The 15,902-nt window shown below is 55.5% G+C and carries 16 protein-coding genes; 9 read left to right on the top strand and 7 right to left on the bottom strand.

Features of this window, described 5'->3' with window-relative positions; translation table 11 throughout:
- Positions 1-7: 7 nt before the first annotated feature.
- Positions 8-487, bottom strand: a complete 480-nt coding sequence (locus tag HOJ95_12540) for a hypothetical protein (GenBank protein ID MBT6395529.1) — start codon at positions 485-487, stop codon at positions 8-10.
- Between the two features lie 219 nt (positions 488-706).
- On the opposite strand from HOJ95_12540, the gene HOJ95_12535 reads away from it, so the two are divergent.
- A complete protein-coding gene (locus HOJ95_12535; GenBank protein MBT6395528.1) occupies positions 707-2,245 on the top strand; it encodes a leucyl aminopeptidase in 1,539 nt (512 codons plus the stop codon).
- Positions 2,246-2,447: 202 nt separating this feature from the next.
- On the opposite strand, the gene HOJ95_12530 is transcribed toward HOJ95_12535, so the two are convergent.
- The 4 genes from HOJ95_12530 to HOJ95_12515 are packed head-to-tail and all read right to left on the bottom strand — an operon-like array spanning position 2,448 to position 6,904.
- Positions 2,448-3,362, bottom strand: coding sequence for a CoA ester lyase (locus HOJ95_12530; GenBank protein MBT6395527.1), 915 nt, complete (start codon positions 3,360-3,362; stop codon positions 2,448-2,450).
- Positions 3,363-3,367: 5 nt separating this feature from the next.
- Positions 3,368-4,711 (bottom strand): 2-oxo acid dehydrogenase subunit E2, encoded by a 1,344-nt coding sequence (locus tag HOJ95_12525; protein MBT6395526.1) that lies wholly within the window; start codon positions 4,709-4,711, stop codon positions 3,368-3,370.
- 55 nt (positions 4,712-4,766) lie between these two features.
- Complete coding sequence (locus tag HOJ95_12520) at positions 4,767-5,765, bottom strand: alpha-ketoacid dehydrogenase subunit beta (GenBank protein MBT6395525.1); 999 nt, start codon at positions 5,763-5,765, stop codon at positions 4,767-4,769.
- A gap of 23 nt (positions 5,766-5,788) precedes the next feature.
- On the bottom strand, positions 5,789-6,904 hold the full coding sequence (locus tag HOJ95_12515) for a thiamine pyrophosphate-dependent dehydrogenase E1 component subunit alpha (protein MBT6395524.1): 1,116 nt from the start codon (positions 6,902-6,904) through the stop codon (positions 5,789-5,791).
- A gap of 275 nt (positions 6,905-7,179) precedes the next feature.
- Here HOJ95_12515 and HOJ95_12510 point away from each other — a divergent pair, with 275 nt between their 5' ends.
- The 6 genes from HOJ95_12510 (at position 7,180) to HOJ95_12485 (ending at position 12,449) form a co-directional block, all read left to right on the top strand.
- Positions 7,180-8,088 (top strand): sugar kinase, encoded by a 909-nt coding sequence (locus HOJ95_12510; GenBank protein MBT6395523.1) that lies wholly within the window; start codon positions 7,180-7,182, stop codon positions 8,086-8,088.
- Positions 8,089-8,107: 19 nt separating this feature from the next.
- Positions 8,108-8,668 (top strand): 16S rRNA (guanine(966)-N(2))-methyltransferase RsmD, encoded by a 561-nt coding sequence (gene rsmD, locus HOJ95_12505; protein ID MBT6395522.1) that lies wholly within the window; start codon positions 8,108-8,110, stop codon positions 8,666-8,668.
- Positions 8,669-9,260: 592 nt separating this feature from the next.
- Entirely contained in the window at positions 9,261-10,022 is a 762-nt protein-coding gene (locus HOJ95_12500) for a glucose 1-dehydrogenase (protein ID MBT6395521.1), read from the top strand.
- 52 nt (positions 10,023-10,074) lie between these two features.
- On the top strand, positions 10,075-10,320 hold the full coding sequence (locus HOJ95_12495) for a hypothetical protein (protein MBT6395520.1): 246 nt from the start codon (positions 10,075-10,077) through the stop codon (positions 10,318-10,320).
- Positions 10,321-10,338: 18 nt separating this feature from the next.
- Positions 10,339-10,650 carry a hypothetical protein gene (locus HOJ95_12490; GenBank protein ID MBT6395519.1) on the top strand — a complete coding sequence of 104 codons (312 nt, stop codon included), beginning with the start codon at positions 10,339-10,341 and terminating at the stop codon, positions 10,648-10,650.
- A gap of 287 nt (positions 10,651-10,937) precedes the next feature.
- A complete protein-coding gene (locus tag HOJ95_12485) occupies positions 10,938-12,449 on the top strand; it encodes a VCBS repeat-containing protein (protein MBT6395518.1) in 1,512 nt (503 codons plus the stop codon).
- 99 nt (positions 12,450-12,548) lie between these two features.
- On the opposite strand, the gene HOJ95_12480 is transcribed toward HOJ95_12485, so the two are convergent.
- Both HOJ95_12480 and HOJ95_12475 read right to left on the bottom strand, forming a co-directional pair.
- The gene (locus tag HOJ95_12480) at positions 12,549-12,809 is read right to left on the bottom strand and encodes a hypothetical protein (protein ID MBT6395517.1); all 261 of its coding nucleotides are present in this window, start codon (positions 12,807-12,809) and stop codon (positions 12,549-12,551) included.
- Positions 12,810-12,839: 30 nt separating this feature from the next.
- Entirely contained in the window at positions 12,840-13,091 is a 252-nt protein-coding gene (locus HOJ95_12475) for a hypothetical protein (protein ID MBT6395516.1), read from the bottom strand.
- A gap of 506 nt (positions 13,092-13,597) precedes the next feature.
- Here HOJ95_12475 and HOJ95_12470 point away from each other — a divergent pair.
- A complete protein-coding gene (locus HOJ95_12470) occupies positions 13,598-15,253 on the top strand; it encodes a 2-isopropylmalate synthase (protein MBT6395515.1) in 1,656 nt (551 codons plus the stop codon).
- A 135-nt stretch (positions 15,254-15,388) separates the two neighbouring features.
- The coding region (locus HOJ95_12465) for an MmgE/PrpD family protein (protein ID MBT6395514.1) at positions 15,389-15,902 on the top strand (514 nt) is incomplete at its 3' end.

Here is a 15,902-nt window from a genome sequence, read left to right as displayed (position 1 = left end):
TGTGGTTTTATTTCTTTGTCCTGAATAACTCCAGCCAATAACGCCCTTTATGGACTGAAATGGTGCGCAGGGTTTCCCTGGGGTGAAGAAATGCATAACCCAGGTGTTTTCCTGCCGAGGTTCGTAGCGAATAAAACTTCATCGGGGCGAAGCGTTTGATGAGATCTGAGATTTTGTCTGCTCCCGTCATACCCGAAATATATTTCGAGGGGTTCATGACAATGCCCATTGGTGTTTTTAGCGGTTCAAGCAGAACCCCTATCCGGGTGGATGAGGTTGCCGTCTCTAAAAGATATTCTGCATAGAAAAACTCCAATTTTCGAAGGTTGCGATCCGGCGAATTTATGGGCTCGACTTTTAGTTTGTAGACGCTGTTTGGATTCGATGTGATGGCGATAATTTTTCCGCATCCCGAGAGCAAGACCATTGTGGCGAGCGCCAGAAAAATTCTGGTCAATTGATATCGATTTTTTGATTCTTCTCGCAAAATTGAGTTCCTCCGTATCCTGCACATATAACACGTGTAATGTTTCATATTATCGCCCCTGAGAAAACATCGGCCCGAAAAAATGGCCGCCTCCCCAAACTAGCGGCCCGGCAGCGCTTCGGCTACACTCCTGTGTCACGCCGCGAAAGGGTGAGTGGTATGGCTGGGCGGCTCTCGGGTGCGCCCGGCTCTTATTTTAGATCTCAAAGGAGATGATGAATGCGATTCTCAGCAGCCCCGGGTAATGGATTCGACCAGAAGGTAGATGCCCTGGTTTTTCTTGTGGATGACAAACGGATACACGACCGGCTCGATAAGGCGCTGGCCGGTGCGTTGACATCCCTCAGGAAGCGAAAGGTTTTTGAGGGTAAAACGGGACAGATCGCCTCGGTCGCGGTCCCAGCCGGAAAGTCAGTCCTTGGCGCCGGATTCGTGGTGCTCGTTGGCCTAGGAAGCATGGCGGACAGGGATGCCGAGGTGGTGCGGCGGGCCTGTGCCACGGGCGCCAGGCGCGCCCGCACTGATGGCGCCGAGAAGATTGCCATCTCTCTCGTTGACATAGTGCGCGATGGAGCGATGTCTCCTGAGCTCACGGGGCAAAGCGCAGCCGAGGGCGTTTCTCTTGGTCTCTACCGGATGGAAAAATACAAGAAAAAAGATCCGAAAGGCAAAAAAGAAATTTCGCAGGCCGTTTTGTGCGGAGGAAAAGCCTCGGTCTCCGGTCTTCGAGCAGGAATCAAGGTTGGAAAAGCCCTTGCCGACGGCACCGCCTATGCGCGGGATCTGATCAACACGGCGAGCAATGAAAAACGCCCACCGGTTCTAGCCGCCGAGGCGCGCCGCATGGCCCGCCGCGAGGGGCTAAAGTGCACGATTCTGGATCACAAGCAGGCAGAAAAATTAAAGATGGGCGCTCTTCTGGCCGTGGGAAAAGGAAGCACGGCCCCGCCCCGTCTTGTTGCCATCGAATACCGCCCGCGCGGCTCAAAGGCGCAGCCCATTGCGTTTGTGGGCAAGGGAGTAACTTTTGACACGGGCGGCATCTCCATCAAGCCGAGCGGCGGGATGGAGCTGATGACCACCGACATGAGCGGGGCCGCCGCCGTACTGGGCGCAATGGTTTCCGTCGCGCGCATTAAACCTAGCGTGCCCGTGGTTGCCGTGGCCGTCTTGGCCGAGAACATGGTGGACGGCGACGCCACCCGGCCCGGCGACATTATAAAGGCGATGAGCGGCACGACGATCGAAATTCACAACACCGATGCCGAGGGCAGGCTCGTTCTGGCCGATGCCCTTCACTACACCAAAACAAAATACAAGCCCCAGTGCATGATTGATCTCGCCACCCTGACGGGCGCCTGCATGGTGGCGCTTGGCAAAAGTATTACGGGAATGTACGGCACCCACGATGAGTTGATATCGCGCGTCTCAGAGTTAGGGGAAGAGACCGGCGACCGTGTGTGGCATATGCCGCTGTTCTCCGAGTTTGGCGAAATGATGAAGGGAGAGCTGGCCGATCTGTGCAACATCTCGGGCCAAAGGTGGGGCGGCGCGAATACGGCGGCCGCATTTCTCCAGCATTTTGCCGAGGGCACCCCTTGGGTCCACCTCGACATAGCCGGCCCCTCGCACACAGGAAAGAGCGAGCCCTACCGCCCCGCAGGCGGAACGGGTGTCGGGGTCCGAATCCTCGCCGAGTTGGCGATGAGCTGGAAGCGCCTTCCCAAGCAAAAGGGCAAGGCTTTTGGCACGAAGTAAAATTTCGTAGATAAAAAGGGGCCGTCTTCTCTTGGAGGGCGGCTCTTTTTTTGCCCGTAATTCCATTTGATGTCATTCTGAGCGCCAGCGAAGAATCGACTTTTGATTCATAAAACAGCAGACCCTTCGCTGGCGCTCAGGGTCAGAGGGCCAAAGCCCTCTCAGTAAAACTCGTTCCCGCTGTCACACCACGCGCCGGAGCTCAGCCCCGCTTGGCGATATTGTCGGCAAAGGCGATGACGCGCTCGCCGTCCTTGACCATGGCGATGTCGATCATGCGGCCCTGGAAGGAAACGGCGCCAGCGCCAGCGCGCTCGGCCTCATAATAAACGTCGATCATCTCTCTCAAATAAGCCACCCGCTCAGGGTCTGGCGAGAATACCTCGTTCAAAATTTCGACCTGGTTCGGGTGAATCGCCGCCTTGCCCACGTAGCCAAGCTCCCTTGCATGAATCGCGTCGGCGCGGCAAGCATCGGGGTCTTTAAAGCGGGTAAAGGGGCCGTCGGTGGGAAAGGGAACGCCTGCGGCGCGCGAATCGGCCAGGGCTTTGCTCCTCACATAGAGAAGCGTTTGCCCGTCGGGGCGGTATTCACAACCCAGATCGTTGCTCATGTCCCCCCCCTCGGCGCTTCCGATGCCGATGCCGACGACGCGGCTGGCCGCCTTGCAGATATCAAAGCAGTTGTAGAGGCCAAGGGCTGTTTCAATAAGGGCGATGATGCCGATGGACTCTGGCTCAAGGCCCCGCTCGTTTTCTAGCCGGGTCAAAATGGCGTCCGCCGTGCGGATGTCGGCGGCGGAGTTTGTCATTGCGAGCTTGATGGCGTCGAGCTCAGGGATTGCGATGGCCTCTAAATCGCCCTCCAAAAGGCCGGTTGTGGTGTCGTTGACGCGGACGGTAATGACGGGGGGGCCGCCTTCGGTGGCGGCGGTTTCTTTCATGGCCTGGGCGACCATGGGCCGCGCGCCTTTTTTCATGTCGGGGGCGACCGAGTCTTCTAAGTCGAACAGGGCGGCGTCGGCGCCCGAGTGGGGAGCCTTGGCGAGCATTTTTTCGTTGCTGCCGGGGGTGAAGAGGAGCGATCTGAGTGGTGTTGAGGGGTCGGGTCTTGCCATGTCGTTTAAAACTCCAGTTGTGAGAGGTTCATGCTTTCGAGCGCGGCGCGGACCGCGGCGGCGAATCGGCCTGCCGCCATGCCGTCGTTGGCCCGGTGATCAAACGTTATTGATAGGCCCATGGTGGGCCTTACTCCGACACCCCCGCCGGGAAGGGCCACAGCCCGCGGGGCAACGGCGCCTGTGCCGATGATGGCGACCTCGGGGGGGTTGATGATGGGGTTGCCCCAAAGGGCGCCCGAGGCGCCGAAGTTCGTCAGGGTAATGGTTCCCTCTTTTACCTCATCGGGGGCGAGATTGCCCGTGCGGGCTCTGGCTCCAAGATCGGCCAGGGCGAGGGCGAGATCTCCAAAGCCCAGGGCGTCGGCATCTTTTAAGACGGGGACCATGAGGCCCACGGGGGTGTCCACTGCGAGGCCAAGGTTGACGTAGCGCTTGATGGAAAGAGCGTCATCTTCAAAGCTGCCGTTTAGGCGCTCGTTTTCGGGGTCGCGGAGGGCGGCGATTACGGCGAGGGCAAAAAAGGGGTTGTAGCTGAGTTTTACGCCGCGTGTTTGCTCGAATTCGTGTTTATGTGCGGCTCGCCAGGCGGCGATGTTGCTCATGTCGACTTCAAGAAAAGTGGTTACCTGGGGGATTTGTTGGGCCGAGCGGGTGAGGTTCTCGGCGATGCGCCGGCGAAGGCGGCTCAAGGGCTCGGCGCGCTCGCGGTCTTGTGTCTCGGCGAGGGGTGAGAATGTAAGATCAATAATATCAGATGGTTGAAAGCTGCCATCGGCGATGAAGCGCTCGACGTCCTTGGCCGTCACCCGGCCCCTTGTGCCACTGCCGGGCAAGGCTGCCACCGTGCCTAGATCGAGGCCATGCGCTGCCACCAGGCGCTGCACGCGGGGCGAGAGCCACGTGTTGCGGGTAGAGAGCGACATGTGGCTGTCAAAGTCTTGAGGCGAGGTGGACTCATTGCCTGAGTGAGGCGGCCTTTGAGCAGGGCCGGAAGATGCGGGTTCGTATTTCTCCAGTTTTACCGGCGCCACCGGGGCTGTCCATTCATTTGTCTTTGGCGGGCCACTTTGGGAGGGTAGGCTAAACTGTTCTTCTGTAATTTCTTCCTCTGTTTCAAGGATAGCCAGCACTTCGCCCACAGCGACAATTTTTTCCGAGGCTACCAGAATTTCCTTGAGCATCCCGCTGGCAGGTGCCTCAATCTCAAATTCCACTTTATCGCTTTCTGCCGAAAGTAGTGGATCTCCCTTGAGAACACGATCTCCCACCGATTTTTTCCATTCAATGACTGTGCTTTCGTGAACGCTGCTCCCCATCTGGGGCATTCGAACACGCGCCTGGTACATGTCATTCCTCAAGGATTGTGGGATTTTTTCCCCGATCAGATAAAACCTATGGCTGTTAGTATGCAGCCAAGTCCCTGAGTGCGTCGACCACCATTTCCGTACCCGGAAGATATGCCTTCTCTAGGGGCGGACTCATCGGAACAGGAGTGTCGATGGCGCCCACTCGCCTAATTGGGGCGTCAAGGAATTCAAAAGCCTCCTCCGCCACGATAGAGGCAAATTCGCCGGCGACACCTCCACGCTTTCGGGCTTCGTGAAGGATGAGTAGCTTTCCCGTTTTCCGGGCACTATTCAGTATGGCGTCTTTGTCGAAGGGGAAAATCGTGCGCATGTCGATTACTTCAACCTGGACGCCGTCTGATTCGAGAATATCAGCAGCATCTAGGGCTTCTAGCACAGTCGTGCCAAAGGTGATGAGGGATAGATCATCTCCCTCTCTTAATATCCTCGCCTCGCCGAAGGGCACGGTGTAGTCCTCATCCGGGATGTCGGGTCTAAGCACTTTCGGCAGTTCATCAATTGGATAGTTGTAAAATTTTTTATATTCCAAAAAGAGCACGGGATTGTTGTCCCGTATGGCTGTTTTCATCATGCCTTTAGCGTCGTAAGCGGTAGTCGGCGCGACAATCTTGAGGCCCGGCGTGCTGAAGAACCATGGTTCAGGATTCTGGCTGTGGAACGGACCTGCACTGGTGAGCGATGCCGATGGGAGTCGTAGCACTATTGGTACTGGTCCCATCTTCCTGTAATGGTTGCCGCCAGCAAAATCAACGATCATTTTGAAAGATTCGGTCACGAAATCGGCGAATTGAAATTCCACGATGGGGCGCATTCCATTCAGGGCGGCTCCAATGGCGGCACCTGTGAATCCCGCCTCGCTCAACGGCATATCAACGACACGTTCGCGGCCAAAGCGTTCCTGAAATCCCTTGGTGATATAGAAGGCACCACCGCCGAGGCCGATATCTTCCCCCAGGAGGAAGACGGAATTGTCGCGCTCCATTTCTTCCCACATGGCGACACTTATAGCTTCACGATATGTCAGTTGACTCACGCAGTTCTCCTGTCGATCGTCCTCTAATCGGGTGCATAAACGTCGTCCTCGACAGACTCGGGACTTGGAAACGGACCCTTCAGGGCCTCGTCCCTTGCCTTTTCAGCGTCTTGGCGTGCACGTGTATGGGATGCTCCGATCTCGTCTTCCGTTGCGATTTCATTTGCAAGTAAATATTCGTCGAACCGCTTCACCGGATCTCGCTCTTCATTCCATTTGTTGAGGTTCTCCATGTCCACGTAGTCAGAAAATTTGTCGTAGACCGAATGACCTACAGCGCGGATTGTGACGCTTTCTATTAGGGTGGGACCATCTCCTTTTCGGGCTCGTTCAAGTGCTTCGCCGCAAATCTTTCTCATAAGAAGAGCATTGGTTCCGTCGATCAAGTAGCCGGGCATGCCGTAGCCCGGCGCTCTCAAAACAAGCGATTCGCAGGCGAATTGCTCTGTTAAAAGTGTTTTGAAAGCAAATTGATTGTTGTCGATTATGATAACGAGAGGAAGTTTTTGAACGGCCGCTAAGTTCATGCCCTCGTGTACGTCGCCTGCGCTTGAGCCGCCGTCGCCGATGTAGGTGAGAGCGGCACGACCTGAGCCGCGGATTTTTTCAGCCCAGGCGACTCCTGCTGCGATGGGAACCATCGTGCCAATATGGCTAATGAGTTGCGTGATTTTTTTTGGCCGGTAGCCCATATGGAAATTCCCGTCTCGACCAGCAGATGGTCCAGCTTCACGGCCAAAGAAGTGGGACATGATGCTGTCCGGGGGATGCCCTTTGGCCAGATGCGCCCCGCAGTTTCGGTGCATGGGAATGAGCCATTCTTCTTCGTGGAGACAGGATGCACTGGCTACACTCGATGCCTCATTTCCGCGCCCGAAAAATGCTGTTCCAGGAACATGACCGGAGCGGAAGGTTGAGTCGAGTGTTTCCTCGACGGCTCGAGTGAGTGAAATAAGGTAATGCAGGTGCATGCAAGTATTGCGATTAGGGGCAAGTGTGGAGTCTTCAATTGGATGCCAGCGGGCATTTAGGCCCATGACAGAAAGGTAGCGCTCTTTAAGGTCTTTGAAGTAGTCGAGACGACTTAAATCATCCCTCGTGACAGGTGTCCCAGTTGATTCGTTATGTAATCCATTCATATGATTATATCTCCAGCGGAATCGCTAGTCCGCTAAGCGAACTTTAACCCGTAAGCTAACAGGCCTATTATGTAAAATATAGAAGGTTGCCAGGAAACAACAAAGTAGTAGATGTTGGTTCGGTCCTTTGGCTAGTTCTGCGTTAGCCCCCTTAATCGTAAAATACCAACGGAAATAGACCAAACCTTTTTTTGGTAGGGTGCATAGAGTAAGGTGTTTCTTTGTAGAGTGGATGTAATTCACTGCCCGCTTCGATGGGATGGAGATATTAATAGATGAGTCTTCTTGTGGTCGGTTCTATGGCATTTGATTCTGTGAAAACTCCTTTTGGAGAGCGCGAGGACGCAATTGGCGGTTCAGCGACCTACTTTTCTGTTTCCGCGAGCTATTTCACTCAAGTTCGTCTTGTTGCAATCGTGGGAAGTGATTTTCCACAAGCTGAACTTGATTTTCTCTCTGATCGCAGGGTTGATCTTGCGGGTCTCGAGCGGAGTGAAGGAGAAACATTTAGATGGAAAGGAGAGTATGGGTATGATCTAAATACGGCGCATACTCTCGATACTCAACTTAATGTGTTTGAAGATTTCCGCCCACAGGTCCCGGCGGCGTTCAGCAAAAGTGAATTTGTATTTCTCGCGAATATTGATCCCGAACTCCAAGCTTCCGTGGTTGAGCAGGTTAAATCTCCTCGTCTAGTTGCCTGTGACACGATGAATTTCTGGATTGAGGGGAAGCGTGATGAACTGATAGAAACTTTCGGTATGGTTGACATGGTGGTGATCAACGAAGGTGAAGTTCGCGAACTTTCTGGTGACTCCAATGTGCTCAAGGGATCGCGCAAGATATTGGAAATGGGTCCTAAAACTCTTGTTGTGAAGCAAGGGGAGTACGGTGCACTTTTGATTCAGAAAGATTCAGTTTTTTCCGCTCCAGGTCTTCCTTTGGAGGAAATCTACGACCCGACCGGGGCGGGGGACACCTTTGCTGGTGGCTTTATGGGCTACATCTCATCGAAAGGAGATATGAGTTCTGGTGCACTTAGACGTGCTGTCATTTTTGGAAGCGTTATGGCTTCTTTTAACGTCGAATCTTTTAGCTATGATCGGCTAAAAACACTTACCCAGAGCGAGATCGAAGGGCGCTATCGCCAGTTCAGTGATTTGGCACATTTTGATCAACTCTAGTTTCACTTGGTGCATGGAAATGTCCCTTAGAATTATCGGTGGAAGTGCCAGAGGAAGGCGGCTGGCCTCTCCTCCGGGCAAAAATGTGCGACCCACGGGCGACAGGGTGCGTGAGGCGGTTTTCAATATTCTGGGGCAACGTTTCGAGGGCTGGTCTTTTATCGATGTGTGTGCCGGTAGCGGGGCTGTATCGCTTGAGGCAATCAGTCGAGGCGCCGAGCGGGTTGTTGCTCTTGAGTCGAACAAGGAGCGTTGCCGCCATATTCAGAATGAAGCAGAACGCCTTGATTTCAGCGATAGGCTCGATATTTGCCATGGAGACGCCAGGGGGGCTCTTTCGAATCTCCGTGAAGAGGGGGGCGCATCGTTTGACGTTGCTTTCGTCGATCCTCCCTGGGTCGAGGAAGGGCTTCGGCAGCAGATTTTGGATTTGCTTTTTCAGTCGCCCCCGCTTTGCGCACTGGCGGTGTGCGAGTTTTCAGTTGGTAAGGTTGAGCCGGATGTGCCCGAGGGAGCAAGGAAAATTCGTCGCGCGGACTATGGCAACACCTCTTTGGTTTTCCTTGAGGTGGCACCCTAGGGCGCGATGGAGGACTAATGAGCGGAGTTTATTCAGCGCAACATGCCGCTCATAGAGACGACCCCAACTTTTAGTGGTTGGCGCGGGTTTAGGTGCCCACATTTAGTGCCTTTTTTCCGGAATCTGGAAAAGCTGTGTAAAAACAATATCGAAGACGAAGGCTACCGGCACGGATAGGCGAAAATTTAGTATATCTTATTGATAATTAACGCATTAAATGTAGTGCTCCTTCATGGGGCAACTAGAACTAAGTGTCGGATTTTGGGGTGTTTAAGCTGCCGATACCGTCAGTTATCCACAACTTGTGAACACCTCGTGTGGCTAATGGTGACACCTCGCGCGATGTGCGGTGAACAGCTCGCTTGGCAAGCGGTGATTAGAGCCGCCCCCCGGGATAATAATAGTGATACCTCGCGGCGCGCACCAAAGAAATTTTTCCGCTCCACCCGGTTCACCTCCGGCGGCCTAGTGGCGGGTCCCGAGCCTGTGCCGAAGTGGAAAACGGGCCGCCCGTCTTGATGGAAATCTGACACGAACAAGCGCTGCGTCAGTATCGCTCGCCCAGCTTTTTAGAATGAGGAGCCTTCCCCCCATGCGCAAAGATTTCGACCTTGAAGGCAAAACAGCTCTCATCACAGGAGGCGGCACCGGTCTTGGCCGCGCCATGGCCCTTGCCCTTGCTGAGGCCGGAGCCGATATCGCCCTTGCGGCCCGGCGGGTGGACAAACTCGAAGAGGTCGCCTCCGAAATCCGCGCCCTTGGACGAGGTGCCCAGCCCATCGCGCTCGACCTCACCGACGATGAGTCACCCGCCGCCGCCGTTGCCGCCGCCGAGGCGGCCCTCGGGCCCCTCGATATTTTGGTTAACAACAGCGGCATCAGCGGCGCAGGTTGGGCCGCCGATCTTCCCCTTGAAGAGTGGGACCGCGTCTTCGCCACCAACCTCAGGGGCGCGTTTCTGATGTGCCAGGCCGCAGGCCGGGGCATGTGCGAGCGAGGCAGCGGTACTATCGTCAACGTCGCCTCGGTCGCCGGGATGGTGGGCATCAAAATGCTCTCGGCCTACTCGTCCAGCAAGGGCGGCCTCATCCAGCTCACCAAAACCCTCGCCCTCGAGTGGGCCCGCTCGGGCGTTCGCGTAAACGCTATTGCCCCCGGCTATTTTTTCACCGACATCAACCGCGACATGTTCACCTCAGAGGCTGGCGAGCGAATGATTAAAACCCACATTCCCATGGGCCGCGTGGGTGCGCCCGAGGAGCTAGAGGGCGCCGTCGTTTTCCTCGCAAGCCCCGCCTCGCGTTTCATGACCGGCTCGGTCCTTGTCATCGATGGTGGCCAGAGCGCCATGTAATTAAATTGAACCCCGGATAATTTTTTTTGATTACTTTAAGGAGAACTTCATCATGCCCTGGATCAGAACAGTGCCCGAGGATGAGGCAAGCCCCAATCTTCAGCGCTACTACAAGGCCTCAAAAGACCGCCGCGGTTTCGTGTCGAGCACGACCGAGATCATGAGCATCAAGGAAAACCACCTGCGCGCCAACCAATCCATGTTCGTCTCTTTGATGGAAGGGGCATCAGGGCTAACTCGGATCGAGAAAGAAATGATCGCCGTTAGAGTTTCGAGCGTGAATAACTGTTTTTACTGAAAGACCTCCCACGGGCAGGTGCTCGCGAAGCTCAGTGAAGACGTTAACCTCCCCGTAAGGGTCGAGGCGGGCGAATTTGACGGTCTAGATCCTAAAATGCAGGCCGTTCTCGCCTATGTCGAAAAGCTCACCCTGAATTTAAGCCAAATGACCGAAGCCGACCTTGCCCCTTTAAGAGAGGCGGGCCTTTCCGATGAAGACATCCTCGATGTCGTGCTCATCACCGGCTACTTCAACCACATGAACCGCATGGTCAGCGCCTTGGGCGTGGGCCTCCATCCCGAGCAGGCTGAAAAAGAGTCCGAGCTCAAGAGCCAGCGCGGGGCATAAGCACTTTATGGGGGTATTTAGATAAACAGATATTTTAACCCTATTACTATTTTCTTAATTTTTATTGTTTGCATCTCTCGCCATATCAGCTAAAACACACACACTAACTTTTGAACCGATTATTATCTGCCTCTGGCAGTTCAGCAATCCGCCCACCTAGCCAGCGCTTTTTTCCTGAAAGGCCTGGAAGTGGTGGCAAATAAATACGTTGATTTCGCTTAGTTGACTGAAAAAAAGTAAGGGAATTTATTTCAGAGTTGTTAAATTTAACCAATGGGAGTTTTCAGATGAAAAAGGGTTTAAATTATTTACTAGTTGCTTTCTTTGTTGCCGCAGGGCTGGCTCTTGCCCCGGTTGTGAGTAACGCCGCTACACTGTCCTTCGACCCCCCGGTCGCTACGGTAGTTCCAAACAGCGCCTTTGGTATGGGGGTAGGGGCCTCGGGCGATTTTAACAATGACGGCAACCTCGACTATGTCATCGCCCGCCATAGGAATTTTGATCCGTACACGAGGGTGACCCTCATGCTGGGGAACGGCGATGGCACGTTCTCCGCAGGAGCGGAGATACTCACCGGTTCCTCCGACCTCTACGGTTTAAAGGTGGGAGACGTCAACAACGATGGGAACCTCGACATCGTCACGGTCCACAACCATGCCAGGGCTGTCGCGGTCACGCTCGGCAACGGCGACGGCACCTTTGCTACCACTGTGGTTATGCCGGTGTTGCCGCAGGGTGGCCGCTCGGTTGGCCTCGGGGACCTCAACGGCGATGGTTATCTTGATATCATCGCGGGCAGCTCTTATAACCATACCTCTGTCCTGCTGAACAACGGCGACGGCACCTTCGGCGCCCCCACGAACTACGGGGACCCCATTTTCTGGGGCTCGACCGACATCGAGGTTGCCGACCTTGACGGTGACGGGGACAACGATGTGGTGTCAGCCGACGTCGGATCTGTCGACATTTACCTGAACGATGGCGCCGGCAATCTCACCAAAGGGCAGAGAATCTCGTCTGATGCTTGGTCGCTGGTGCTGGCTGACTTTGATGGCGACGGGAACATCGACTTGGCACACGCCGATGTGCATGAAGACGTGGTCAAGGTCTACGCTGGCAACGGCGACGGCACCTTTGGCGCTGTGGTGAACCATCCTGTGGGAGACTGGCCCGGTTCAGTTAAGGCGGCGGATCTCGATGGAGATGGCGTGCTGGACTTGGCGACGGCGAACTATTGGTCCAATAGCATTTCCGTTCTGCTGGGCGACGGGGTTGGCTCATTCGCCGCGGCCACGAGTCTCCCCGACCCCTTGGATCTCAGTGTAGTGCGTCTACCAGGCAACATCGATTTGGGGGACTACAACGGGGACGGCAAGCCCGATGTTTTTAACGCGAACTATGCATACAGAACCTTTTCGGTCATGCTCAACACCACCGAGTTTGCTGACCCCCAAGTTGACCTGGTGGTGGACATCAAGCCCGGCAGCGATAAAAACCCGATTAACTTAAAATCCAAGGGCGTGACCCCGGTGGCGGTGCTCTCGACCGAGGACTTTGACGCGAACACGCTCGACACCGCCTCGCTGGCGTTCGGCCCGGCCGGCGCTGCACCGAAAAAATGCCACGCCGAGGACGTCAATGAAGACGGCCTTGACGATCTGGTGTGCCATTTCCCGACACAGGATACGGGCATCGGCGAAGGCGATGAGAGCGCGGAGCTGAGCGGCGAAACGGAAGATGGAACCCCAGCCGTGGGCGAGGATTCGGTTAGTATCGTCCCGCAGAAGGGCAAGAAGTAGTAATTACGCTTAACCAGACAGTTCGGGAGGGGCCGCTTTTTGCGGCCCCTCTTTTTTTGTGCGGGTAATTTTTTGGGGAAACCTTTTTCGGCACTTTGCCTACAGCGCCACCGCCTCGCCGTTGATCTCGAGTACATCCTCAATCTCGACCGGGTTGCGGAGGGTCCATTCGGCAAAACAACCCCCCTTCGCATTCTTGGCGAGTTTGATGATTTGATCTTTAGGCGCATCGGAGTCGATGAATAAAAATGAGCGAAAGCCGGTGCACCCGCTCTCGACGGTGCCCTTTAACACCGAGCCTTTCAGGAAAAAATCGTATTCAATTCGGCATCGGGCTTTTTTAAACTCGATCTTCATCATGTGCGCGTACCGCGCCACCTGGGTGAGCAGTCAGAAGCCAACGCCAAGCGCAAAATAGTTGAGCGGCTGGGGGTACTCGCCGCCTCCGCCGAGGCGAGGGGGCTCATCGCAAAAAATTTCAAAATTCCCGCTCTTGCCGATTTTAAGCTGGCCCTTGCCCTCGATGGTTTCCATCTCGGCAACGATGGTGTTGGCATACCCCTGTTGGGGGTGCTCGGGCTTGTCGATGATGCGCTCGCCGGGAGTGGCGCTCTGGTCCGCCGGGGTGGTGGGTTTCGACATCAAGAATGCTCCTTGTTGTGAAATGTTCGTGCAAAAAAGATGGGCACATTTAGTGCCAGTATGTGCGTATTGGCGAATCATACATGAGCGAGCGGGGCTCTCGCGTAAAAATTAGGTAAAGACGGAGGGGCCTGCCCCTACAGTCCCCGAGGGCTCTAGGGGATGTGCTAATCCGGGGCAAACATGGGGAAACTCCCCAAAAATCTGTATTTTGCGCAATAACCACTTGACCCGGAGGCCAAAATTGCCGATATGTATTGCAACACGCTGGCTGTGGGCCCTACGGGGTTGTATGAAGGAGCCTGGCTGGTTTTTTTATGAAATGGAGCAAGACCTTGAAGAATAAAGCGATGCCGTTTGATAAGTTCAAGAGGAGGAACACGGGCGTGAGTGGTGCGCCCGAACGGTCGCTGGCGACTTAGGAGCCAAATCGAGGTTGCGCCTGCCCGCACACGATGCGCGGCGGGAACCCAAAATTAAATTTTGATCCTAAGGAGCTTAATAAGATGCCTGCTAGTAAGCCAAAGAAAAAATCACCCGCGCCAAAGGGCGCATCACCCAAGAGTAAATCGAAATCAAACAACAGTGTACGAATATTCGACACCACCCTCCGCGATGGCGAGCAGTCGCCGGGTTGCGCCATGGACCGGTTTCAAAAAGTCCAGATGGGCCTCCAACTTGAAAAGCTGGGGGTGGACATCATCGAGGCGGGCTTTCCCATCGCCTCGAACGATGAATTCGAGGCCGTAAGAGATGTCGCCAAGGCGGTGAAGAAATCCATTGTCGCCGGGCTCTCGCGCTCGGAGCGCGGCGATATCGACCGCTGCTGGGAGGCGGTGCGCCACGCCAAAAAACCGCGCATCCACACCTTCATCGCGACGAGTGACATTCACCTCAAATACAAGCTCAAGATGAGCCGCGCCGAGCTTTTGAAGGAAGTGCGGCAGCAGGTCCGCCATGCGCGCAAACTTTGCAAAGACATTGAGTGGAGCGCCGAGGACGCAACGCGTGCGGACTGGGATTTTCTCATCGAGGTCGTGAAAATTGCCATTGATGAGGGCGCGACGACGATCAATTTGCCCGATACGGTTGGCTACACGGTGCCTTCTGAGTTTCGCCGTTTTTGGGAGCATATGTTCGAAAAAATTCCCAACTATGAGGGAGTGGTCTTCAGCGCTCACTGCCACAACGATTTGGGCCTTGCCATCGCCAACAGCATCGTCGCCGTCGAGTGCGGGGTGCGCCAGGTTGAGTGCACGATCAACGGTATTGGTGAGCGGGCGGGCAACGCCTCGCTCGAAGAATTCGTCATGGCGCTTCAAACGCGAAAGGACATTCTCGATTTTAAATCTCGCGTGAAGACAAAGGAGCTCTACCCGACTAGCCGTCTTCTCACCTCGATGACGGGCGTGCCCGTTCAACAGAACAAGGCCATCGTCGGCAAGAACGCCTTTGCCCATGAGGCGGGCATCCATCAACACGGCGTTATCTCAAATGCCATCACCTACGAGATCATGACGCCGCAGTCGGTGGGTCGCCCCTCGAACACACTTGTCCTTGGCAAGCATTCGGGCCGCGCAGGGATTCGCCAACGCTACGAGCAGCTTGGCTTCAAGATGAACCGCGAGGAAATCTCGGCCATCTATCCACGCTTCATTGATTTGGCCGACCGGAAAAAAGAGATTTACGATGAGGACTTGATTGCCCTTCTTCAAGAGAATCGGGCCGATTCGGGCCAGAGCTACTATGAGCTCGACGCGCTCCAGGTTTCGAGCTCAACCGGCTCGCAGCCCGGCTCGATGGCCACCGTCCACCTCCGCGAGGGCGATGAGGTGCATACCGAGGTTGGAAGGGGCAATGGCCCTGTCGATGCTGTGCTCGACGGAATTAACATCATTACCGGCAACCGAAGCCGTCTTGCCGACTTTACGGTCAACTCCGTCACCCGAGGGCGCGACGCGCTGGCCGAGGTGAATCTTCAGGTTGAGTTCGAGGATGGCACCCAAATAGCGGGCCACAGCACGAGCCCCGACACCGTCGAGGCCGCCGCGAAGGCTTTTGTCTCTGCCATCAACAAGTACAAGTTGACCCAGGAGTTGAAGAAAAAGGCGCCTAAATCCAGAAAAGGCAAAAAACCGCCAGAGGATCTCCGAGGCGTCTAGTTTTTTAATGATTTTGATCCAATCAGGCGGGGCCCAGCGCGGGCCCCGCTTTTTTTTGGCCGCATTTTTTTGTTGGAACATAGTCTTGTAGAATCTTGATGTACGCCTTTTTCTTGAACGTAGAGGGAAATTCCCGTGAACGAATTGAGTCGCCCCTGGCCCGCCACCCGAGAGATTGCCCGCCTCATCGCCAATGCCGATCCGAATGCCATCGGCGCTGTGGCACGCGCGCGCTCGCGCGACGCCGTGGTGGACACCCTGGGCGTCACCCTCGCCGGGATGGGGGACGACAGCGCCCGCCTGGCGCTTCGGCTGGCGGTGGAGGAGGGCGGAAACGGCGTGGCAACTGTCTTGACGGGCGGCGAGAAAACCAGCGCTACCTGGGCCGCATTTGTGAACGGGGTGGCAGGGCATGCGCTCGACTATGACGACGTTGATTTCGTGATGACCGGGCATCCGAGTGTCACGCTAGTGCCCGCGCTCATTGCGCTTGCCGAGGAGCGTCATTTGGGAGGCGCGGCGGTTCTTGCTGCCTACGCCGTGGGATTTGAGCTTTTGCACACCCTTGGCCGTGCCATTCTTCCTCAGCACTACCGCCGGGGTTTCCACGCCACGGCCACGCTCGGCTCGGTCGGGGTGGCGGGGGCTT

It is taken from the genome of Nitrospinaceae bacterium (assembly GCA_018669005.1).
In the GTDB taxonomy this organism is placed as follows: domain Bacteria; phylum UBA8248; class UBA8248; order UBA8248; family UBA8248; genus UBA8248.
The sequence above is the reverse complement of the archived record's forward strand: the minus strand, read 5'-3'. Positions and strand labels throughout refer to the sequence as shown.

Excerpts from the sequence above, each read along its gene's own strand:
- HOJ95_12475 (MBT6395516.1), bottom strand. The coding sequence starts at position 13,091 with ATGTCGAAACCCACCACCCCGGCGGACCAGAGCGCCACTCCCGGCGAG.
- HOJ95_12495 (MBT6395520.1), top strand. The coding sequence starts at position 10,075 with ATGCCCTGGATCAGAACAGTGCCCGAGGATGAGGCAAGCCCCAATCTT.
- HOJ95_12480 (MBT6395517.1), bottom strand. The coding sequence starts at position 12,809 with ATGATGAAGATCGAGTTTAAAAAAGCCCGATGCCGAATTGAATACGAT.
- HOJ95_12470 (MBT6395515.1), top strand. The coding sequence starts at position 13,598 with ATGCCTGCTAGTAAGCCAAAGAAAAAATCACCCGCGCCAAAGGGCGCA.
- HOJ95_12500 (MBT6395521.1), top strand. The coding sequence starts at position 9,261 with ATGCGCAAAGATTTCGACCTTGAAGGCAAAACAGCTCTCATCACAGGA.
- HOJ95_12510 (MBT6395523.1), top strand. The coding sequence starts at position 7,180 with ATGAGTCTTCTTGTGGTCGGTTCTATGGCATTTGATTCTGTGAAAACT.
- HOJ95_12515 (MBT6395524.1), bottom strand. The coding sequence starts at position 6,904 with ATGAATGGATTACATAACGAATCAACTGGGACACCTGTCACGAGGGAT.
- rsmD (MBT6395522.1), top strand. The coding sequence starts at position 8,108 with ATGTCCCTTAGAATTATCGGTGGAAGTGCCAGAGGAAGGCGGCTGGCC.
- HOJ95_12525 (MBT6395526.1), bottom strand. The coding sequence starts at position 4,711 with ATGTACCAGGCGCGTGTTCGAATGCCCCAGATGGGGAGCAGCGTTCAC.
- HOJ95_12530 (MBT6395527.1), bottom strand. The coding sequence starts at position 3,362 with ATGGCAAGACCCGACCCCTCAACACCACTCAGATCGCTCCTCTTCACC.
- HOJ95_12535 (MBT6395528.1), top strand. The coding sequence starts at position 707 with ATGCGATTCTCAGCAGCCCCGGGTAATGGATTCGACCAGAAGGTAGAT.
- HOJ95_12485 (MBT6395518.1), top strand. The coding sequence starts at position 10,938 with ATGAAAAAGGGTTTAAATTATTTACTAGTTGCTTTCTTTGTTGCCGCA.